22 protein-coding genes are annotated in these 21,068 nt (G+C 65.0%); 11 read left to right on the forward strand and 11 right to left on the reverse strand.

The features are described 5' to 3' along the window. The first annotated feature begins 23 nt into the window (after nucleotides 1-23). Entirely contained in the window at nucleotides 24-323 is a 300-nt protein-coding gene (locus FJ430_RS10135) for a putative quinol monooxygenase (RefSeq protein WP_140642191.1), read from the forward strand. Nucleotides 324-336: 13 nt separating this feature from the next. Here FJ430_RS10135 and FJ430_RS10140 read toward each other — a convergent pair whose 3' ends face one another. Then, nucleotides 337-810 carry a MarR family winged helix-turn-helix transcriptional regulator gene (locus tag FJ430_RS10140; RefSeq protein ID WP_140651566.1) on the reverse strand — a complete coding sequence of 158 codons (474 nt, stop codon included), beginning with the start codon at nucleotides 808-810 and terminating at the stop codon, nucleotides 337-339. A gap of 62 nt (nucleotides 811-872) precedes the next feature. On the opposite strand from FJ430_RS10140, the gene FJ430_RS10145 reads away from it, so the two are divergent. From FJ430_RS10145 to FJ430_RS10190, 10 genes are all read left to right on the forward strand, one after another. Then, nucleotides 873-1,724, forward strand: coding sequence for an NAD-dependent epimerase/dehydratase family protein (locus FJ430_RS10145; protein WP_226892130.1), 852 nt, complete (start codon nucleotides 873-875; stop codon nucleotides 1,722-1,724). A gap of 22 nt (nucleotides 1,725-1,746) precedes the next feature. Next, nucleotides 1,747-2,121, forward strand: coding sequence for a cupin domain-containing protein (locus tag FJ430_RS10150; RefSeq protein ID WP_226892131.1), 375 nt, complete (start codon nucleotides 1,747-1,749; stop codon nucleotides 2,119-2,121). 158 nt (nucleotides 2,122-2,279) lie between these two features. After that, on the forward strand, nucleotides 2,280-4,061 hold the full coding sequence (locus FJ430_RS10155) for a chloride channel protein (protein ID WP_140706981.1): 1,782 nt from the start codon (nucleotides 2,280-2,282) through the stop codon (nucleotides 4,059-4,061). Nucleotides 4,062-4,415: 354 nt separating this feature from the next. Continuing rightward, entirely contained in the window at nucleotides 4,416-5,084 is a 669-nt protein-coding gene (locus FJ430_RS10160; protein ID WP_140706983.1) for a helix-turn-helix domain-containing protein, read from the forward strand. A 38-nt stretch (nucleotides 5,085-5,122) separates the two neighbouring features. Next, nucleotides 5,123-6,196, forward strand: coding sequence for an extracellular solute-binding protein (locus FJ430_RS10165; RefSeq protein ID WP_140642179.1), 1,074 nt, complete (start codon nucleotides 5,123-5,125; stop codon nucleotides 6,194-6,196). A gap of 19 nt (nucleotides 6,197-6,215) precedes the next feature. Then, nucleotides 6,216-7,082, forward strand: coding sequence for an ABC transporter permease (locus FJ430_RS10170; RefSeq protein ID WP_140706985.1), 867 nt, complete (start codon nucleotides 6,216-6,218; stop codon nucleotides 7,080-7,082). Next, on the forward strand, nucleotides 7,082-7,879 hold the full coding sequence (locus FJ430_RS10175; RefSeq protein WP_140706987.1) for an ABC transporter permease: 798 nt from the start codon (nucleotides 7,082-7,084) through the stop codon (nucleotides 7,877-7,879). The genes FJ430_RS10170 and FJ430_RS10175 overlap by 1 nt, the downstream gene beginning before the upstream one ends. Then, nucleotides 7,876-8,988 carry an ABC transporter ATP-binding protein gene (locus FJ430_RS10180; protein ID WP_140706989.1) on the forward strand — a complete coding sequence of 371 codons (1,113 nt, stop codon included), beginning with the start codon at nucleotides 7,876-7,878 and terminating at the stop codon, nucleotides 8,986-8,988. Before FJ430_RS10175 ends, FJ430_RS10180 begins: the two co-directional genes overlap by 4 nt. 81 nt (nucleotides 8,989-9,069) lie before the next feature. Continuing rightward, the gene (locus tag FJ430_RS10185) at nucleotides 9,070-10,455 is read left to right on the forward strand and encodes an NAD(P)/FAD-dependent oxidoreductase (protein WP_140706991.1); all 1,386 of its coding nucleotides are present in this window, start codon (nucleotides 9,070-9,072) and stop codon (nucleotides 10,453-10,455) included. Nucleotides 10,456-10,522: 67 nt separating this feature from the next. Next, nucleotides 10,523-10,891 carry a cupin domain-containing protein gene (locus FJ430_RS10190; RefSeq protein ID WP_140706994.1) on the forward strand — a complete coding sequence of 123 codons (369 nt, stop codon included), beginning with the start codon at nucleotides 10,523-10,525 and terminating at the stop codon, nucleotides 10,889-10,891. Between the two features lie 56 nt (nucleotides 10,892-10,947). Here the strand turns inward: FJ430_RS10190 and FJ430_RS10195 are convergent, their stop codons facing one another. From FJ430_RS10195 to FJ430_RS10240, 10 genes are all read right to left on the reverse strand, one after another. Then, nucleotides 10,948-12,591: an MFS transporter gene (locus tag FJ430_RS10195; RefSeq protein ID WP_140706996.1), complete on the reverse strand. Its 1,644-nt coding sequence runs from the start codon at nucleotides 12,589-12,591 to the stop codon at nucleotides 10,948-10,950. Nucleotides 12,592-12,741: 150 nt separating this feature from the next. Next, a complete protein-coding gene (asnB, locus tag FJ430_RS10200; RefSeq protein WP_140706998.1) occupies nucleotides 12,742-14,607 on the reverse strand; it encodes an asparagine synthase (glutamine-hydrolyzing) in 1,866 nt (621 codons plus the stop codon). Between the two features lie 154 nt (nucleotides 14,608-14,761). Beyond that, nucleotides 14,762-15,028: a flagellar biosynthesis protein FliQ gene (fliQ, locus tag FJ430_RS10205; RefSeq protein ID WP_095766361.1), complete on the reverse strand. Its 267-nt coding sequence runs from the start codon at nucleotides 15,026-15,028 to the stop codon at nucleotides 14,762-14,764. A gap of 126 nt (nucleotides 15,029-15,154) precedes the next feature. Next, entirely contained in the window at nucleotides 15,155-15,562 is a 408-nt protein-coding gene (flgD, locus tag FJ430_RS10210; protein ID WP_027165132.1) for a flagellar hook assembly protein FlgD, read from the reverse strand. Nucleotide 15,563: 1 nt separating this feature from the next. Then, nucleotides 15,564-16,001, reverse strand: a complete 438-nt coding sequence (flbT, locus tag FJ430_RS10215) for a flagellar biosynthesis repressor FlbT (RefSeq protein ID WP_140642161.1) — start codon at nucleotides 15,999-16,001, stop codon at nucleotides 15,564-15,566. Beyond that, on the reverse strand, nucleotides 15,998-16,345 hold the full coding sequence (gene flaF / locus FJ430_RS10220) for a flagellar biosynthesis regulator FlaF (protein ID WP_140642159.1): 348 nt from the start codon (nucleotides 16,343-16,345) through the stop codon (nucleotides 15,998-16,000). The genes flbT and flaF overlap by 4 nt, the downstream gene beginning before the upstream one ends. 31 nt (nucleotides 16,346-16,376) lie before the next feature. After that, the gene (locus FJ430_RS10225) at nucleotides 16,377-17,426 is read right to left on the reverse strand and encodes a flagellar hook-associated family protein (protein WP_140651588.1); all 1,050 of its coding nucleotides are present in this window, start codon (nucleotides 17,424-17,426) and stop codon (nucleotides 16,377-16,379) included. A 3-nt stretch (nucleotides 17,427-17,429) separates the two neighbouring features. Beyond that, complete coding sequence (flgK, locus tag FJ430_RS10230; RefSeq protein ID WP_140707000.1) at nucleotides 17,430-18,881, reverse strand: flagellar hook-associated protein FlgK; 1,452 nt, start codon at nucleotides 18,879-18,881, stop codon at nucleotides 17,430-17,432. A gap of 29 nt (nucleotides 18,882-18,910) precedes the next feature. Further along, nucleotides 18,911-20,164, reverse strand: coding sequence for a flagellar hook protein FlgE (locus tag FJ430_RS10235; protein ID WP_140707002.1), 1,254 nt, complete (start codon nucleotides 20,162-20,164; stop codon nucleotides 18,911-18,913). Between the two features lie 214 nt (nucleotides 20,165-20,378). Beyond that, complete coding sequence (locus tag FJ430_RS10240) at nucleotides 20,379-21,047, reverse strand: response regulator transcription factor (protein ID WP_140707004.1); 669 nt, start codon at nucleotides 21,045-21,047, stop codon at nucleotides 20,379-20,381. Between the last annotated feature and the right edge of the window lie 21 nt (nucleotides 21,048-21,068).

Here is a 21,068-nt window from a genome sequence, read left to right on the forward strand (position 1 = left end):
ACGATCTTGCGAAAGGATGGCAGATGCTCCTGATCACCGGCACGATCCGGCTCCCAGCCGACAGGCTCGACCAGGCAAAGCCAGCCATGCAACGCATGATCCTGGCGAGCCGTGCCGAACCGGGCTGCCTCGGCTATTCCTACGCGCAGGACGTGCTGGATGCCGGGCTCATCCATGTCTCGGAGGCCTGGAGCGACCGCGCAGCGCTCGAGGCGCATTTCAAATCGGCGCATATCGCCGAATGGCGCGCGAGCTGGGCGGAACTCGGCATCGGCGACCGCAAGCTCACGCTTTATGAAACGGACGGCGGCGCGCCGACCTGATCGTCAGAGGCATTTACGGCTGTGCCGCATCCGCGGTCGCGACGGCGACCAGCCAGCGCCGCACGGCGCGCTCCTCCTCGGCGGAGAGGCCGGCGGTGAGTTCGCCTTCCAATTTGTAAACCCGCTCACGGCATTTCTTCAGCAAGGCGCGGCCGCTGTCCGAAAGGTCGAGATGCTGGATACGGCCGTGGACGGCATGGGGCCGGCGGAGGAGGGAACCGGCCTTTTCCAGATTGCCGACAATCACGCTCACCGTCTGCGGCGTCAGCACCGCGAGCCGGGCCAGATCGGCATTGGATAGGCCGGGATAGGCCGAGATCATGGTGAGGGCCGCGAACTGCGCCTGTGTCACGCCGAATTCATCCAGCGCCCGCTCCACCTTCAGGCGGTAGGCGCCAGCCGCTTGGCGCAGCAGATAGCCCAGATAGCCTTGCTCGCCGCGCTTGCCTTCACCGGCGGACGGAATGGATGGATTCCCCTTGCGCATAATATCATAGCTCTTATATGTTGTTCGTATTCTGATATTATCGCGTCAAGGAGCGAAAGACGATGGGCTATCGCATTTTTCTTGCGGGCGCCTCGGGCGCGATAGGCCGCCGGTTGGTGCCGCAGCTGGTGACGGCCGGGCATGGGGTGACGGCGACGACGCGTCAGGCGGCAAAAGCAGAAGATATTCGAGCGCTCGGCGCCGATCCGGTGGTGGTCGATGTGTTCGATGCGAGCGGGTTGCGCGCGGCTGTCTTGGCGGCAAAGCCGGAGATCGTCATCCACCAGCTCACGGACCTCCCGGCCGGGCTCGATCCATCGAAAATGGCCGAGGCAATCGCTCGGAACGCCCGCATACGCGATGAAGGAACCCGTAACCTCGTCGAAGCGGCGAAGGCTGCCGGTGCGAAGCGGCTGGTCGCGCAAAGCATCGCCTGGGCCTACGCGCCGGGACCCGAGCCACACGACGAAACCGATCCTTTGGACAGTGGCGCGGAAGGCGGCCGGGCCGTCAGCGTTGGCGGCGTCATTGCGCTGGAGAAGCATGTGCTCGGCGCCTCGCCGATTGCCGGCATCGTGCTGCGCTACGGTCATCTCTACGGGCCAGGCACCGGCGCGGCAGCCGCCGCGGACCCGGCGGTGCATGTCGATGCCGCCGCCAACGCGGCTCTGCTTGCCGTCGAGCGGGAACGCAGGGCGCCTTCAATGTCGCGGAGCCGAACGGCCATATCACGACCGACAAGGCTCTCGCCGAGCTCGGCTGGCGCGCCGGCTTTCGCCTGGCCGAGTAAGCGAGGGAGTTGCCGTCATGATCGAAGACGTTTCTTCACGCGGCCTGATCGGCGTCGCCGCCATCGCTGCGGGGTTGCTTGGCATGGCCGTAGTCCAGAGCAACAAGGCATCCACCGTCGCTGACGAAATGGGCGCGTATGTTCACATGATGGGGGCTGATGCCGGGGAGGGGGCGACGGCGCGTCCGACCACCACGGTGAACCCGCTCTCCTGCGAAAAGCTGCCGAATGTGCCTGGGCATTCGATCACCACGGCGCTGGTCGAGTTTCCGCCCAATGCCTATACGCCGCGACATCGCCATCCCGGTTCCGTCACGGCCTTCGTCATCAAGGGAGCGCTGCGTTCGCAGATGGAAGGCGGACCGGCTGTTACTTACAGTCAAGGCCAGACCTGGTTCGAAGCGCCAGGCGCGATCCATTCTTTCGCCGAGAATGCCAGCGCCACCGAGCCGGCGGAACTGCTGGCGATCTTCGTCGCGGAGGACGACTGCGGCCCGCTGACCATTCCGTTAACTGACTAAATCTATCGCCTTTATCGCGGCGGCAAGCGTTCTTAACGCTAATTCGCACAACGCCAAAATGGCGCCACAAGCGGTCGGCATTGCGGTTGCCACGCAAGGCCGCCGCGCGTATCAGGCACGGCAGTTGTTTATCTTTCGCATACCGGCGAGCCGTTCCGTTGCCTGCCAGAAACGACCCACAAGTCTATGCCCGCCGGCTTCGCGCGGTGCTGATCAGTTCGATCCCCGTGCTCGAGGCGCGCGGCATTGCGATCGTGCTGATGGCCGGCATGGTCGGCGCCATCGCCGGCGCGCTGGTCACCGGCATGAGCGCGCTGGTGCAAGGCATGCATTGGCTGCTGTTCGACGTGCAACCGGGCGGCCGCCTTTCGGCGATGTTCTCGCTCGCCGACCCGGTGCAGGCGATGTTCCCGGCGATCGGCGGCCTGCTGCTCGGCCTTTCCGTCATCTGGCTGAGAAAGCGCAAGTTCCGCACTCCGGTCGACCCGATCGAGGCCAACGCGCTCTATGGCGGGCGCATGTCGCTCACCGACACTTTCATCATCGTGGCGCAAACGATGATTTCCAGCGGCTTCGGCGCCTCGGTGGGATTGGAAGCCGGCTATACGCAGATCGGCTCCGGCGTAGCTTCCCGGCTTGCGCGCGCGTTCCGGCTGCGCCGCAACGACGTCCGCATTCTGGTCGGCTGCGGCGCGGCCGGTGCGATTGCCGCCGCCTTCGACGCGCCGCTGACCGGGGCCTTCTACGGTTTCGAGCTGGTCATCGGCATCTATTCCGTCGTCAATGTGGCGCCGGTTATGACGGCGGCGATCGCCGCCTCGCTGACGGCGGAAATGTTCGGCGGCGTGCCGTTCCCGCTGGAGCTGTCAGGTTTGCCGAATTTGACCGCCAGCGAGTATGTGCCGTTCCTGCTGCTCGGACTGCTCGGCGGGGCAGCCTCGATCGCCATCATGCATCTGGTGAGCATCGTCGAGCGTCTCTTCGTGCGGCTGTCGATCGACGCGTCGGTCCGGCCGTTCATCGGCGGCATCTTCGTCGGCATGCTAGGGCTGGTCACGCCGCAGGTGCTCTCCAGCGGCCATGGCGCGCTGCATCGCGAGTTCGCCATGAATTATGCGCTGCCGGTGGTGGCGAGCGTCTTCGTGATGAAGCTGGCGGCCTCCGCCATCTCGCTCGGCTCGGGCTTCCGCGGCGGCCTGTTCTTCGCTTCGCTGTTCCTGGGAGCGCTGCTCGGCAAGGTCTTCGCCGGCGTCATGGCGCTGACCGCTCCATCCGTCGGCATCGATCCGGCGGTCGCCGCCGTCGTCGGCATGACCTCGCTTGCGGTCGGCGTCGTCGGCGGCCCGCTGACGATGACGTTCCTGGCGCTGGAATCGACCCGCGACCTGACCCTCACCGGCGTGGTGCTGGCCGCCTCGATCATGTCGGCGATCCTGGTCCGCGAGACCTTCGGCTACTCCTTCTCGACCTGGCGTTTCCATCTGCGCGGCGAGACGATCCGCAGCGCCCATGACGTCGGCTGGATGCGCAGCCTCACCGTCGGCTCGATGATGCGCAAGGACGTCCGCACCATTCCCGCCTCGACCACGCTCTCCGAATTCCGCAAGGAGATCCCGCTCGGCTCCGGCCAGCGCGTCATCGCCGTCGAACAGGCCGACCAGTATGTCGGCATGCTGCTTGTGCCGGAACTGCACAGCGATCCCTCCGATGGCGAGACGCCGGTGAGTGCGCTCGCCCAGTTCAAGGATGCGGTGCTGGTGCCATCGATGAATGTCCAGACCGCCGCCGAGACCTTCCAGCGCACCGGGGCCGAAGAACTGGCGGTGGTCGAGGATTTCGACGAGCGCATCGTGCTTGGCCTGCTCACCGAGAGCCATCTGATGCGCCGCTACGCCGAAGAGCTCGACAAGGCGCGCCGCGACCTGGCCGGCGAGGGCTAGTTTTCAACACAGGAATCTTGCCGCTGCATACTACCCAGGCACATCGCAGCCCCGGAGATTAGCCGAGACGTCTAAACTTCGTCAGCCACGGGCGGAGCGGGAGCGAAGCGGACGCGCAGACCCGAGGATGACGACGTTGGAAGGGCTCAACCAGACGGGTTAAGGGGGGAACCGCGAGATCTTGGCCGCCGGCAGGTCCGCAGCCTGTCAATTCCAAGCCGGTAAATTGATCTCAATTCCAGAAGGGTGAGTATCGGTTCGCTCCCATTATGAAGCCGCCTGCAGCGGCGGATTCTTGCTGCTTGCCATTTGTACAGTGACACTGTACAAAGTGTGCAGTGGAGAACAAACGAGATGCCCAAGGCTACCGATAAGGGCCAGGCTTCAACCGGGGACAGGAACGGTTCGGTCGCAACAGCCGCGCAAGAGGTGCTCGGCATGCGGCTCAAGAGCCTGCGCCTTGCCCGCCGCCTTTCGTTGCGCGACCTGGCCGAGGCGACCGGCACCAGCGCCAGCTTCATCAGCCAATTGGAGCGCGGCCTGACCGGCGCCAGCACGGCATCGCTCAACCAGATGGCTTCGGCGCTCGGAGTCAGCGTCGCGCTGCTGTTTGCCGAAAGCACGGCTCAAAATCATCACGGCGTGCTGCGGCGCAGCGAGCGGCCCAGCCTGCCGCCCAGCGACGGGTGCCGCAAGATGCTCTTGTCGCGGCCCCCGTTGAGCGACATGGAAGTCTATGTCGGGGAGTTCGAGATCGGCGGCTCGACGGGGTCCGACCAATACACGCATGGCGACGCGCATGAGATGTTGATCGTCCTGCGCGGCATCGTCGAGGTGTCGCTCGGCGAGGCGCGCCATGTCCTCGAGGAGGGCGACAGCGTCGAATACACCACGTCCACCCCGCATCGCACGGAGAACATCGGCAGCGGCCGGGCCGAAGTGATGTGGATCATCGCGCCGCCGACCTCGGCGCGCGCCGAGCTCGACCAATACACGACCTGGAAACCGCCCGCCGCCAGGTAGCTGATCAAAACGCGGGCATGAATGGGAGAGTTATCGTTATGTTGAAATCGAGATATGGCATCGGCGCCGTTCTGGCGCTCGGCGTTCTGACCGGCGCGGCCTTTGCGCAGGACAAGCCTGTGGCGGGCGAGGTCAAGGAGGGTTCGCTGAAAGGCAAGACCCTGACGCTCGTCTCCTATGGCGGCATCTACCAGGACGGACAGGCGGCGGCGCTGAAGGAGTTCGTCGACAAGTCCGGCGTCAAGCTGCTCAATGACGGTCCGACCGAGATCGCCAAGCTGCAGGCGCAGGTCGAATCCGGCAATGTCACCTGGGACGTCGTCGATACCGACGACCTGCCGCCTTACGTCTATTGCGGCAAGCTGTTCCAGAAGCTCGACCTGACCAAGCTCGACGTCTCGAAAATCCCGGAAGGCCAGGTCGGCGAATGCTCCGTGCCGGCGATGAACTACGGCGTCGTGCTGATGTACAACAAGGAGAAGTACAAGGATAATCCGCCCAAGAGCTGGGCCGACTTCTTCGACACGGAAAAGTTCCCGGGCGTGCGCGGGATCGACGGCTCCGGCAGCCCGACCGGCGGGCTGCTGGAACAGGCCTTCAAGGTCGCCGGCGGCGACCCGAAGGCGATGACGGTGGCCGATATCGACAAGGCCATCGACGTGGTCCGCAAGCTCGGTCCCGACACCATCTTCTGGAAGACGGGCGCTGAATCGCAGCAATTGGCGGAGTCCGGCGAAGCCGACATGCTGATGATGTGGACCGGCCGCGCCATGACCGCGGTCAAGAACGGCGCCAAATATGCGCCCGCATGGCAGGACTGGCTGGTGGTGATGGACCAGATGACGATCCCGGTCGGTGTCAAGGACACGGATGCCGCTTACGCGCTGCTCAACGCCTATCTCGGCAAGCAGTCGCAGGAGATCCTGGCGGAGAAGACGTCCTACACGCCGATCAACAGCGACGCGCAGCCCAAGGTCGACGCCTCCGTCGCCGCCTTCCTGACCAACACGCCTGAGCGCCAGAAGCAGGGCTACAAGCAGAACTTCAAGTTCTGGGTCCCGAACTTCGCCGTGGCACAGGAGAAGTGGTCGGCGTTGATGGCCGGCAACTGACCGGCTGAAGGAGAGGTCCGTGAGCGCGCTCGAACCGACGACGCCTTCCGCCCCGCAACGGGCGGGCTGGGCATGGCGGCCGTTCGCGCTCACGCTGCCGGCACTGGTGCTGCTGGCCGCGGTGATCGGCTATCCGCTGATCACCATCGTGCTGCGCAGCCTGTCGGAGCAATGGGGCCTGCAGAACTATGCCTGGTTCTTCGGCGCACCCGTCAATCTGACGGTGCTCCAGCGCACCTTTACGATCTCGGCCTGGGTAACTGTGGTCTGCGTGCTCTGCGCTTACCCTTACGCCTATCTGATGACCGCCGTCGGGCCACGCGCGCGGCTCGTCCTTGTGCTCTGCGTCTTGATCCCGTTCTGGGTGAGCGGCGTGGTGCGCACGCTTTCCTGGGTGATCCTGCTGCAGGATTCCGGCGTCATCAACTCGCTGCTGAGATCGGCCGGTTTCGACGGCATCCGCCTGATCCGCACCCAGACGGGCGTGGTCATCGGCATGGCGCAGGTGCTCCTGCCGTTCATGATCCTGCCGCTCTATTCGGTGATGAAGGGGATCGATCTCAGGCTGGTGCAGGCGGCACGGAGTCTCGGAGCGCGGCCATCGCGCGCGTTCTTCACCATCTACCTGCCGCTGTCGCTGCCAGGCGTCTATGCCGGCGCGATCATCGTCTTCATCCTGGCGCTGGGCTTCTACATCACGCCGGCGCTGCTCGGCGGACCGCGCTCGACCATGCTGTCGACGCTGGTGCAGACGCAGGTGCTCAGCCTGCTGCAATGGGGACGCGGTGGCGCCATGGGCGTGGTGCTGCTGGTCGCGACCTTCGTGCTGCTCGCGCTTGCGGCGCCGGTGATGCGGTCGAGGCATCGGGAAGCAGGGCGACGCTGATGGAGATGAAGCCGCTCACGCGCGTCGTCCTCGGGCTTGTCTGCCTGCTGGTGGCGATATGGCTGGTGGCGCCGACGCTGGTCGTGGTGCCGATGTCGTTCAACGAGAACAAGTCGCTCGCCTTTCCGCCGCAGGGCTTTTCCTGGCAGTGGTACCAGAATTTCGCCACCAACCCCGATTGGTCTTCCAGTTTCCTCAACTCGCTCAAGGTCGCCTCGCTGGTGGCGGTGCTGGCGACGGTACTCGGCACGCTCGCCGCCTTCGGCCTCGACCGCATGAAGGCGCGGCCAGCCAATCTCTTGCGCATGCTGATGCTGACGCCGATGGTCGTGCCGGGCGTGGTTCTGGCCATCGGCATCTATGCCGTCTATCTCGATGCGCAGCTCGTGGGCACGCTGACCGGCTTCGTGCTTGCGCATACGATCCTGGCGCTGCCCTTCGTGCTGATCGCGGTTTCGGCCAATCTCGAAGTGTTCGACAGGCGGCTTGAGACCGCGGCGGCAAGCCTCGGCGCCGGCGCGCTGACCACGTTCCGCACGGTGACGCTGCCGCTGATCCTGCCCGGCATCCTGTCGGGGTTGCTGTTCGCCTTCGCCACGTCCTTCGACGAGATCGTGGTGTCGCTCTTCATCACCAACCCCTATCTCAAGACGTTGCCGGTGCAGATATTTTCCTCGATCACGCGCGATGCCGACCCGACGGTCGCGGCCGTCGGCACCATTCTGTTGTTCGCCACCACGATCCTGATCGGCGGCGGCATGCTCCTCCTTGGCCGCGAGCGGAAGGGACGCCTATGAACCCGAGAGCGGAAAATCGCGGCGCCGCGATCGATCTCGACATGGTCAGCAAGGCCTACGGGTCCTTCAAGGCGCTGGACGGTGTCTCGCTCAGGATCGAGCCAGGCGAGTTCATGACGCTGCTGGGGCCGAGCGGCTCTGGCAAGACGACGACGCTCAATGTGATCGCCGGCTTCACCGACGTGACCAGCGGCAAGCTTTTGGTCGGGGGAAAGAGCGTCGTCGGCGTGCCGGCGCACAAGCGCAATATCGGCGTCGTCTTCCAGCACTACGCGCTGTTCCCGCACATGACGGTCGGCCGCAACGTCGCCTATCCGCTGACATTGCGCGGCATCAAGCAGGACGAGCGCAAGAAGCGGGTCGCGAGAGCGCTCGACATGGTCAAGATGGGCGACTTCGCGCATCGCTATCCGAGCGAATTGTCCGGCGGCCAGCAGCAGCGCGTCGCGCTTGCACGCGCTATCGTCTTCGATCCGCCGCTGCTCCTGATGGACGAGCCGCTCGGCGCGCTCGACAAGAAGCTGCGCGAATGGCTGCAGCTCGAGATCAAGCGCATTCATCGCGAGCTCGGCACCACCTTCGTCTATGTCACGCACGACCAGGAAGAGGCCCTGGTGCTGTCGGACCGCATCGCCGTCTTCAATCGCGGGCGCATCGAGCAGGTCGGCACCGGCCGCCAGCTCTATGACGAACCGGCGACGCTCTTCGTCGGCCGCTTCATCGGCGATTCCACCGTGTTGCGCGGCGAGGCGAAAAGCGACGGCACCGGGACGGCTCTGAGCGTCGCCGGCGAGACGGTCACCGCGCCCCGTCGGCTGGCCGGCGAAGCCAATCCGGTCATGCTGCTGCGGCCGGAGAAGCTTGCCATCCGCCGATCGGGCCAGGATGCCGCCGGCACGAACCGGCTGTCGGGGACGATCGCCGAGGCGATCTATCTCGGCTCGGGGTCGAAATATGAAGTGAAGCTCGCAGACGGCTCGACCGCGATCGTGCGCTCGCCGCTCGCCGGCGAGAGTTTTGGCCTCGGCGAGAAGGTCGAGCTCTGCTTCGACGGCGCCGATGCCAAACTCCTGCCCGACGACAGCACGGCCGACACAACGCTCACCTGATCCATCTCTTTGGTTTAACGCAATCCCGGACGGAAAACCGTTTCACACTTTTCCTGGAATTGCTCTAGCGGAAGCCATCCCATGCAAGTCAAGCGCAACGGCGACATCTCGTTCTGGTATGCGGATATGGGTCATATCCCGGCGCCGCGTCCGCCTTTGCCCGGCGACATCGAGGCCGATGTCGCGATCGTCGGCGCCGGCTATACCGGGCTTTGGACAGCCTACTATCTGAAGAAGGCGAAGCCATCGCTGCGCATCGTGCTCGTCGAACGCGAGTTTGCCGGCTTCGGCGCCTCGGGGCGCAATGGCGGCTGGCTATCGGGCGGCTTCGGCTGGTCGCGCGAGAAGTATTTGAAGACGTCGACACGGCAAGGCGTCACCGCCATGCAGAAGGCGATGGCCGGCTGTGTCGACGAGGTGATCCGGGTGGCGACGGAAGAAGGCATCGATGCCGACATCCGTCGCGTCGACAATCTGACGGTTGCCACCAATCCGGCGCAGCTGGAGCGGGTGCGCGAGGAATTCGAGACGATCCGCTCCTGGGATGCCGACCTCGAACGCATCAAACTGCTAGACCAGGCTGCGACCCGCGCGCGCATCAATATCCACAATGTACTCGGCGGCTTCGTCATCCACGGCCAGGCGCGCGTGCAGCCGGCCAAGCTGGTGCGCGGGCTGGCGGCGGCGGTCGAGCGTCTCGGTGTTTCGATCTACGAAAAGACGACGGTGACGGCGATCGCCAAGGGCGTTGTGACAACGGACCGGGGCACGGTGCGGGCCGAGACCGTCATTCGCGCCACGGAAGGGTTCACGGCCGGCATTCCAGGAGAGGAGCGGACCTGGCTGGCGCTCAACAGCGCGCAGATCGTCACCGAGCCACTGTCGGAAGAGCTCTGGCGCAAGATCGGCTGGGAGGGGCACGAGTTGCTCGGCAATGCCGCGCATGCCTATTGCTATGCCCAGCGCACGCGCGAGGGGCGCATCACCATGGGCGGGCGCGGCGTGCCCTACCGCTACGGGTCGCGCACCGACGTCAACGGGCAGACGCAGCAGGCGACGATCGACCAGCTGCACGCGATCCTGACGACGCTGCTGCCGCAGACCGCCGGATGCCGCATCGATCATGCCTGGTGCGGCGTGCTCGGCGTGCCGCGCGACTGGTGCACGACGGTCGGCCTCGATCCCGCGACGCGCATCGGCTGGGCCGGCGGCTATGTCGGGCTCGGCGTGTCCAGCTCCAACTTGTCGGGGCGCACGCTGAGCGATCTCGTGCTCGGCGAGAGCACCGAACTGACGCGGCTGCCCTGGGTCAACCGCAAGGTGCGGCCATGGGAGCCGGAGCCGTTCCGTTGGCTGGGCGTCCATTCGATGTACCAGCTCTACCGCATCGCCGATAACCGCGAGGCCGCTGGGCTTTCGCATACCTCGAAGCTGGCCGCCCTGGCCGACAGCCTGACTGGCCACTAGGGCGGTTCGGCGTCCGCCCAATCGTTCGTTTTCGCGCAGTTCCAGACCGCTGGAATTGCCCTGACCCATGGAGACCAGCTTGATCGATCTCTCGACTTTCCACGACCTCGCCAAGGCCGACATCGGCGCTTTTTCACCGAAGCCGACCTCTTTCGAAGGGGATCAGCTGGAGGCCGCGCGGTCGTTCTTCCAATCGCCGGACGGAACCATCGATATCGGCATCTGGGAATGCACGCCCGGACGGTTCACCGCCGACCGCACGAACTCGTCGGAGATCTGCCACATCATCTGCGGCCGCGCCGAGGTGAGCCGCGCCGATGGCGAGATGCGCGAGCTGGGGCCGGGCGACCTTCTTGTCCTGCCGCAGGGATGGAAGGGCGAGTGGCGCATCCACGAGACCACCCGCAAGCTCTACATGATCCAGAGCGCCGATTGATCCCTGACCCTTCGGCGCACGTCGTTTGCCGGAAGCGTGCTTCGAACGACGTGCCGTCAGTGATCGATCGGGCCTTTCGGCGAGACGAGCGTCGTGCCCGCAGTGGTCGGGCGCTCGATCATGCGGCGCACGCGCGGCGGGTTCTCGCCGCTGTGCAGCGCGCGGATGCGTTCGCCGACCACGGCGTCGGCATGGGTGGCGCGCCGGTTGTGCCGGATATACTCGACCCAGGTCGGCGTGTGGTAGTGCTCGATCCAAACCGACGGATTTTCCAGATCCCGCGCGAGCGTCCAGTTGCGGGCACCGTCGCGGCGGCGGATACGGCCGCGCTCGGCCATGGTCGCCAGAAATTCCGGCACGTCGTCCTCGCGGATGACGTACTCGATCATGATGGCGATGGGGCCGCTGCGCGGCTTGAGATCGAGCGCCAGCATCGGCTCCTTGAAACGGTTGAGCGGATCGAGGTTGAGCACCGTCTGCCGCGGCAGCGGCAGGGCGAAGCCAATGGCGCTGCCGGCGAGCATCGCGACCGCCGCCGCGATCAGCGCGGTCTCGGCGCCATGCGCGTCGGCGACGACGCCCCAGATCCAGCTGCCCAGCGCGATGCCGCCAAAGGTCGCCGTCTGGTAGATCGACAGCACGCGGCCGACCACCCAGCGCGGCGTCGACATCTGCACCGTGACGTTGAAATGCGAGAGCGCGATCACCCAGCAGGCGCCGCCGATGAGCAGGCCCGCCGACGTCTGCCAGCCATTGTGGCTGACGGCGGCGTTGAGGGCGCATAGGGCGAAACCGCAAAAGGCCATGCGCACCATCACCTCGCTCGACAGCAGCTGCCTGAGCCGCACGCTGATCAGCGCGCCGCCGACCGCGCCGATGCCGAAGGCGCCGAGCATGATGCCGTAGGTCAGCGCGTCCCCCTTGACGACGTCGCGCGCCACCAGGGGAAGAAGCGCCAGCACCGCGCCGGCGCTGAAGCCGAAGGCCAGACCGCGGACCAGCACCTTGGCGATGTTGGGCGACATGGCGACATAGCGCAGGCCGGCGCCCATCGCCGCGCCCAGCGACTCGCGCGGCAGGGTTTGCTCGGGCAGCGCCGGCTTCCAGCGGGCGAGCACGACGATCAGGCCGATATAGCTGACGGCGTTGGCGGCGAAGGCGGCCGCCGCACCCGCTGCGGCGACGATCACGCCGCCGATGGCCGGGCCGACGCTACGGGTGATGTTGAAGCCCAGCGAGTTGAGCGCGACGGCCGCCGGCACCTTGGCGCGCGGCACCATGTCGCCGACCGAGGCCTGCCATGACGGGCTGTTCAGCGCCGTGCCGCTGTCGATGAGGAAGGTGAAGGCAAGCAGCGTCCACGGCGTCATCCAGCCTTGCCAGGTGAACAAGGTGAGCAGCGCCGAGACGACCAGCATGAAGGTCTGCGCCACCAGCATCACCTTGCGGCGGTTGAAGCTGTCGGCGATGGCGCCGGCAACGAGCGCGAACAGCATGATCGGCAAGGTGGTCGAGGCCTGGACCAGCGCCACCTGGTAGGGCGAGGTGGCGATCGTGGTCATCATCCAAGCGGCGCCGACACCCTGGATCAGGCCGCCGAAATTCGACACCAGGCTGGCCGACCAGACGGCGCGGAAGATACCGTGCCGGAACGGCGCCAGCGCGGAGACGCGTTCGCTTTCCAGCTCGTCGTCGATCATGGTTGCGCCTTCGTCCGCTGTAGAAGCTCGCCGCACCCGGAGGGGCAGGCGACTCGCCAAAGAGTGCGGCCCAACAACAGGAAGGCAAAGGCGAAAATGCGTCGGCGGAGCTTTAAACCAAGCATCTGGCCGGTCTGGACCAACTTTTGGCTATTTCGCGTTTCTCGCCTCGGCATGCAGGGCCTCGGTCAGGCCGCCTGCCGTCTCGCCATTCATGTAAAGCCTGAGCAGCATTTCCATGCCGACGAGACGCAGGCGCGACGTTTCCTGGCTTCTTGCCATGTCGATCAGGTCGTCCAATTCGGAAGCAGACCATTTCATCGCGTCGCGCAGCACACCGCCGCGCAGCATCCCTTGAGTGCCAGCTGAAAAGGCGGCATCCATCTCGAAGCCGTTCTTCGCGGCGCGAATGTTTTCGCGCGGCAGATGGCGCTCGGCGGCCTTTTTCAGCAGCCACTTGCCGGTTCCGTCGCGGTATTTCTGCTTGCGCGGCAGGTGAAGGGCAAAGTCGATCAGCCGGTTCTCGAGGAACGGCACCCTGAGCTCGACGGACGCCGCCATGCTCAACCGGTCGTGCCGGTGCAGCAGGTCCTGCAGATGCGAGTAGAGGTCGTAGAAGCAGCTTGCCAGGAAGGCGCGGTCGCTGGCCGGCGCGACGCCTTCCAGCCTGTCGAACAGCTTTGTCTGCAGGAAGTTCAGCTCGGGCGACAGGGCTCTGAGCGCCATGATGCGGTCAGTCGGCGAGCCGCGACCGATCGAGTTGCGGAATGGGGCGCGGCGCAATTCGGCGAATTTGCGGTCCTGCCTGGCCTTCGAGCGGAACAGGCGCTGCAGCCAGGACTGGCGCCAGGCCCTGATCGTCGATGCTTGCCATTTGTAGCCGCCGAAGAGCTCGTCGGAACCCTCGCCGGTGAGCAGCACCTTGACGCCGTCGGCGCGGCACTGCTCGGCAAGCGCCAGCAACGCGGCGTGGCTGGCATGCCAGCCGTCGGTTTCAATGTGCCAGACCGCGCGCGGCCAGAGCTCGAGGAACCGGTCCTTGTCGAAAGCCACCCGGCGCAGGCTGACGCCGACATGGCGACCGGTGCGCTCGGCGTCCGGCGCTTCACTGTGGCCGAGCTTCTGGTCGATGACGTAGCCGTGCAGCTCTGGCCTGAAGCGCTTGGCAAGCGCGGTGATCAGCCCGGAATCGACGCCACCGCTGCAGGCGGTTGCAAGGCTGGCATCGGCGATGCAATGCAGCTCGACACTTTCCTCGAGCAGCCTCTCGAGCGTCGCCATATGCTCGGCGTCGGACGTCCTGTCGCCGGCGATGCGCGTGGTATCGAGAACATCGAGGACGTGCCAGAAGCGGCGCCTGTCGATGCCGTCTCCGGTGATCCTCCAAAGGCCTGCCGGTGGCAGCCGCTCGATGCCGTCAAAAACGCTGTAGCTCGAATCGCGGCTCTGCCAGGCAAGCCGCAGCGTCAGCTCGCGCGTGTCGATCCGGCGCGCAAAGTCGTGGCAGGCGAGGATCGCCTTGTCCTCCGAGGCGAACAGCACGCGGTCGCCGGTTTCGGCGACCGACATCGGCTTGATGCCCAGCCTGTCCCTGGCAAGCCACAGGGCGCCGTCGCGGGCATCGAAATAGGCGAAGGAGAACATACCGTCGAACAGCGGCACAGCTTTTTGCGGACCCCAGTGATGCAGGGCCTGAAGCACCACCTCGGTGTCGGAGACCGATTGGAACGTCAGGCCTTCCGCCTGCAGCGTCTTGCGCAGCGCGCGAAAATTATAGACCTCGCCATTGTAGCACAGCACGCCGTCGCCGGACGCGGTCAGCATCGGCTCGCGCGCGGCGGGCGATGGATCGATGATGGTCAGCCGACGGTGGCCGAGCGCCAGGCGGGCGTTATTCCAGTTGCCGTGATCGTCGGGACCGCGATGCGCCAATGCCTTCATCATGCGCGCGACGTCGTGACGATCGCCGCTGCCGATCGGATCGCGCTTTCGCCAGACGCCGGCTATTCCGCACATGGCCCGCCGGCCGTTCTTGCCTGATGCATCGCTTCCTGAATCGCCTGAGACGTCGGCCGACGCCGTCGCGCCTACAATCTAGCTGCAAGAAACGCCGCCGCAAGCGATCTCGCGGCTTGCGAACAGGCCGCCAGACACTTGCTGCGGCTTCGCGTCAGAAGCCGTGTTCGATGCGCTCGAAGATGACGTTGGTGAAGGCCGAGATCTGGCCGCCGATGAACGGGCCGGTCAGCGCCACCACGAGCATGATGGCGACGATCTTCGGCACGAAGGTAAGCGTGATTTCCTGGATCTGGGTCAGCGCCTGGATGAGCGCGATGCCGATGCCGACCACCATCGCCACCAGCACCACGGGGGCGGAAGCCGTAAGCACCGTCCACACGGCGTACTGGACGATATCGAGGGCGTCGGCCTCGTTCATGGGCTGCCCCTGTGCGAAGCCGGCTAAAGCGGGTCGCGTGAAAAACGTTTCACGCGACCTGCTTTAGCTTTTTTGATTTTAAGCATGTCTTTATCCCGAAACCGGCCCCCCTTTCGGAAAACCTGCTTAGGCGGCCGGCTTGATCGACACACCCGCGCCGACCGGGACCTGGGTGCCGTCCTGCAGCACCGCGATCAGGCCGCTGCTGGAGAGCGTCACCGAAGCCACCGTGCCGGTGGTTTTGCCGTCGGCCGAGGTGATCGAGCGGCCGATCAGCGCGTCGGCCTGCGACAAGGCCGAGGACTGCATGATCTGGTCGAGCTTGGTGTTGGTCTGCACCGACTGCTCAACTTGGGAGAAGGTGGCGAGCTGCGCGACATACTGCGTCGAATCCATCGGCTTGGTCGGATCCTGGTTCTTCATCTCGGCGATCAGGAGCTTCAGGAACGACTGGTAATCCACCGCCGTCTTCGAGGTCTGCTGGCTGGCCTGGTTGGCGCCAACCGGGATCGTTGTCGTCATGTCCACGGCCATCTTATGCTCCTACAGCCAATGCGCGCGGCGTTTCGGGAATGTCGTCATTGTCTTCGAGCGCCCTGCGCTCGAGCGGATAGAGGGCGCGGATCGCTTTCAGCGCCTCATAGATATCATCCTCGCCGACCATCCGGTCGATCTGCTTCAGGCCCTTGCAGATGTCCTGGTTGTCGAAGCTTGCGATCAGCATCGGCAGCGAGCGGCGGAACATGTCGCGCGCCTCGGAGGCGCCGACCGGGTTGATCAGCATGATCTGCACGATGAAATAGAGCTGCCTGAGAGGCGTCGACGCCTGGTCGGCCTGGATGACATGGCTTTCGAGCAGGAACTGCACGTCGTTCATCAGCTCGATGGTGACCTTGCGGTCGACGCGGATGACCGCGCCGTTGACATAGATCTTCTCGTTGGGCTTCAGCGAGATCTTCAGCGTGTTGGTCATTGGATGCCGTCTCGGATGATCTGGGAGACCTCGATCAGTCCTTCGAAATTGTTGGTGCGGCCCTGGCGGATGTCTTCCGTCTCGCGCAGCAGCCACAGGCCGATGGAGATCAGGTTGGCGCGCAGCTCCTTGGGCAGGGCGTTGTCGCTGGAGCCGAGATCCTGGACGAAGGTGGTCCAGATGCGGTTGGTGAAGTGCAGCGCCTCAACCGCTTCCATCGACTCGGTGCCGACGGCTGCCGCGGCGGCCAGCATGTCGATCGAACGGGTGAGCAACTGCCGCTCCCGGTCCTTGGCATCGGCGACGGAGTCGGTCTGGATGTCGGCGTAGGAGAATTGATACATCGTCGGCGCTCTGGCGTTCCGGTTTATGTGTTCAAGTCAGATAGTTCAGCAGGCTGAGCTGCTGCAGACGCGCGGTCAAGGCGAAGGAGGTCTCGATATGCTGCGTCAGGTCGGCGACACGGGTCGCGGCTTCGGCCGGATCGACGCCTTCGAGATCGACGATATGCTTCTCGAAGAGATCGACCTGGGTCTTCATGCGGTCGCTGGCATCGGACACGCGTTGCTGGGCAATGCCTGTCTCGGCCCGTATCTGAGTGATGCCGCCGATGGCATCGCCGACCAGCGCCTGCGCGCGGCTGACGATGGCGTTCTGGGCGGCCTCGCTGATGCTGCCGGTGAGCATGCTGCTGACCATGGTAGCCGCCATGGCGAGCTTGCGGATGCCTTGCTCGTTGGCGCTGACCGAGGTCTGGGTGGTCTCGTTGAGCGAAATGCGGCTGGTGATCTGGTCGTCCGTGGCGCTCGACCAGTTGGCCTGCCAGCCGGCGCCTAGGAATTGCGGCTCGACCTGGGTGGTGATGAAGTCGTCCATCTGCGCGGCGGTGATGTTGGCCGCCGCCGGATCTGTCTGGGTAAAGCCGAAATAGCTCGAAAAGGCGGCATCGAACGCGGCCTTGGCCGGCGAGCCGGCAGCGTTGAAATCGTCGACCGGCTTGACGTCGGTGTTGGTGCCGGCAAACAGATATTCGCCGTTGACACTGGTGTTCAGAATACCTGTCATCTGCTGCAGCGCCGAGGCGCCGGCGGTCTGCAGGATGCTGGTCGAGGAGTCGCCCGACACACCGCTGGTCAGGGCCGACAAGAAGCTCTGCGCGGCACCGGCGATCTGGCCGAGCGAATCCTGGGTCGATGTCAGGCGCGCTGAGACGAGCGCGTTGGAATCGACGATGCCGTTCAGCCGGTCGAGGTCGCGCTGAAAGGTGACGGCCTGGGTCGTGCGGCTGCCAAGCGCCAGGCCGACATCGGCGACGGTGCCGGTCTGCGATTCCTTGGTCGCCTTGATGAGGTCAGCCTGCATCTTCGCCTGCTGGTAACGCAGCGCGTTGGAAATGGCAGCTGAGGAAACGCCTGTCGCTTTCATGGATTATCCTACCGCGGCCATCAGCGAGTCCAGCATGTCGCTGACCGTCTTCATCATATGCGCCGAGGCCTGATAGGTGTGCTCGAGGTCGAGGAGCAGGGACATCTCCTGGTCGACATTGACCCCGGTGTCGTTGGACAGCGCCTCGGCCGTGCGCGCCGCCAGCGCCTGCTTGCTGTCGGCATTGGCCGAGGCCTGCTGGCGCACGCCTTCGAACCAGCCGATGGCATTGGCCGCGTAGTCGGAGACGCCCGAGCTGACGGTGATGCCGGCCGAGCCGTCGAAGGCCATCGGCTGATCGAGCTTGTTGCCGTAGCCGATCAGCAGGTCCGAATAGGATGCGCCACCGGTGTTGACGACATAGGCCGCGCCGTTGGCGCCGCCGTCGCGCAACAGCGCGGGGTTGCCGCCGGCGCTCGGATCGAAGGCGGCGTTGACGCTGATCGTGCCGGCGAGGCCGTCGACCAGGGTGCCGGCGGCCGGAATTGCCGGGGCGCCCGACCATGTGAACAGGCCCGCAGCATTTGGCTGCGACGACGAGGTCTCGGCAAATGCCGTGACAAGGCCGCGCGCGATCTCGTCGAGCTGGCTCTGCATGGTCGAGGCGACGCCGTCGCGCAGCTTCAGAAGGCCCGCAATCTTGCCGTCGGCGGTGGTTGTGTCCCCGGTGCCCGCCGATACGGGCACGTTGTCGATATAGATGGTGTTGCCGGTCGTGCCGGCCGTATAACCGGCCGACGGCGCGAAGGTCACCGAACGCGGCACGGTCTCGAACAGCGTCGCGCCGTCCTTGGTGGTGATGACCATGTCGTTGTCGCCGCGCGTGAAGGTGGAGACCGGAACGTATTCCGATATCTTCTTCAGGATGGCGTCGCGCTGATCGAGCGCGTCGGACACGTCGGTGCCGGAGCGAGTGCCCGAAATGACCGCCTTGTTGGCGTCCTGGAACTGGCTGAGCAGCGAGTTGAGATCGTCGACGGCGGTGGCGATCTGGCTGTCGGCCTGGGTGCGGAAGTCCTGGATCGCCTTGGTGCCGCTGTTCAGCGAATTCACCACTTGCTTGGCGGCGTCGACGACGCTGGTGCCGAGGTTCTGGTTCGATGGCGTCGTGGCGTAAAGCTGCAGGGACTGCTGCAGGTTGGCGATCGCCGTCGAGGGGGACGACGCGTTGTCGACCCCGTTGACCGACAGATCGAGCTGATCCATGCCGTTGTAAAGCGCGCTCTGGCCGCTCCATGCCGACAGCGCCGAAAGGTTCTGGCGGAACAGGAGATCATTCGCGGCGCGTTGGATTTCCACCGCCCGGGCGCCGGGCGCCGTGCTGGTCACCACGGCGATGCGGCGTGTGTAGTCCGGGTTCGACGCGTCGGCCACATTGCGCGATACGACGCTGGTCTGCTTGGACGTGGCCAGGAGCGCCGATTGGGCAATGCTTAGTGCGGAGGAAAGCGACATGCTGATCTTTCACGGGCGGCGCCCGTCGTTTATCTCTTCAGGTTGACGAGGACATCCATCAGGTCCGAGCCGGTCTGGAAGACCTTGGAATTGGCGGTGTAGCTGCGCTGCGCCGCAATCATGTTGGTCAGTTCCTCGGCGATATCGACGTTGGAGTTTTCAAGCGCTCCGGAGACGATGGAGCCGAGCTTGCCTTCATTGGCAAAGCCGATGTGGACGGCGCCGGAGTCGGTGCTCTGCACATAGACGTTGCCGGGCATTGCGGTGAGGTTGTCGGGGCTCTGAACGTCGGCCAGCGGGATCTTGTAAAGCGCTTTGGTCGAGCCGTCCTCGAACTGCGCGTAGATGATGCCGTCCTGGCCGATCTGGACCTTCTGGATGGAGCTCGGCGCGTTGCCGTTGACCTTGGCGTCGGCAACGGTGAAGCCGGTGCCGAGCTGCGTCAGCTGGGAGAGATCGAGGTCCAGCGTCGAGCCGCCCGGTACCGTGAACGAGACGCTGTCCGTCGCGCCGGTAAGCTTGCCTGTCGTGGTGTCGAAGGCGAGGTTGGCCGATCCCAGCGCGCCGCCCGTATAGGGGAAAGAGGTGCCCGCGGTCGCCTTCGACTGGTCGAAGACCGAGACCTGCCAGGTGCCGGCGCCGGTGTTGGTGAAGTAGACGTCGAGCAGCTTCTTGTTGCCGAGATTGTCATAGGCAACCAGCGAGGTTTTCGACGTGTATTCGGCGTTAGGGTCATTGGTGGACGGCAGCGGGCCGGAGGGTGGCGTCGCGCCCGCCGGCAGGTTGCCGGAGAAGAGGCCCTCGGTGCTCGGCGTCGCCGTCATCTGCTGGTCGGAGATCTGCACCGGCACGAGGCCTTCGAAGCCGTTGGCGGTCGCGGCCGGGTCGCCATTGGCGTAGCTGTAGGCCATGAGCTGGTAACCCGCGGCATTGACCAACCGGCCTTGCGCGTCCGGAACGAAGGAGCCGGCGCGGGTGAGATAGGGGGTGCCGCTGGCATCCTGGACGACGAAGAAGCCGTCGCCGTTGACGGCAAGGTCGGACACCGAGGTGGTGTAGGTCATGACGCCTTGTGTGCCGACGGCCGAGCGGATCGTCGTGGTCACGCCACCGGAATTATAGGCGCCCCCGGTGCCGGGCATGATCAGTGTCGAGAACTCGGCCGAAGAGCGCTTGTAGCCCGTGGTGTCCGAGTTGGCGATGTTGTCGGCCACCGCGGAGAGGCGATTGGCCTGCGCGTTCATACCGGAAACGCCGGTCCGCATCATTCCGTAGAGGCTCATCGATCGATCTCCGCAGTGCCTGGGTAGGAGGCCATAAAATTATGCCTCGTGTCTTGCGCGAGGCTGGTGCGGGATGTGCCTAGAGCGTGATGGCGCTTCGTTGAATCGCCATCACGCTCTAACTCTTTGTTGGAGCATGACCTTTGTCCGAAAACCGGTTCCCACTTTTTGCTTTCGATGACCTTCGGTTCGGGATCATGCTTGAGGGCGGCCATCAAAACACCAGCCGGTAGCCGAGGAATCTCTTGGAATCGATCGGGTCGTGGCCGAGCTTCTCACGCAGCTTCTTGCGCAGCTTTGAGATGTGACTCTCCACCACGTTCTCCTCGACCTCTTCGTCGAAGATGCCGTAGATGGCGTTGAAGACCTGGGTCTTGGTCACGCGCCGGCCGCGGTTGCTGGCCAGATATTCCAGGATGCGCCGCTCGCGCCGCGGCAGCGGCAGCGGCTCGCCGTTGATCTCCGGATCGCGACCGTCCATGAAGATACGCATCGACCCGACTTCGGTATAGGCGGCCTCTTCGGAGCCGCGGCGGCGGATGGCTGTGATGCGGGCGAGGATCTCGCGGATGTGCACTGGCTTGCGGACGACGTCGTCGACGCCGCTTTCGAATAGCCGCAGCGTATGTTCCAGCGAGTGATGTTCGCTGAGCGCGATCACCGGCGCTCCGGTGCGGTCGCGGATCTGGCGCGGCGATATCGCGCCATCGCGGCAGTCGCCGATGAGAAAAGCCCTGACGCATCTGAGATCGGTGTCGGCGACGGAACTCACCCACTCGCCGAATTCGCCTGGGGCGAAGCCGGCCGTGGCCACGCCCTCGCGATCGAAAAGTGAAGAGTAGCCCTCTGTCACGAGCTCTCGCTCGTCAACGATCACGATCATCGGCCCGCCCTCCGAATCATT

Source organism: Mesorhizobium sp. B2-8-5, from assembly GCF_006440675.2.
In the GTDB taxonomy this organism is placed as follows: domain Bacteria; phylum Pseudomonadota; class Alphaproteobacteria; order Rhizobiales; family Rhizobiaceae; genus Mesorhizobium.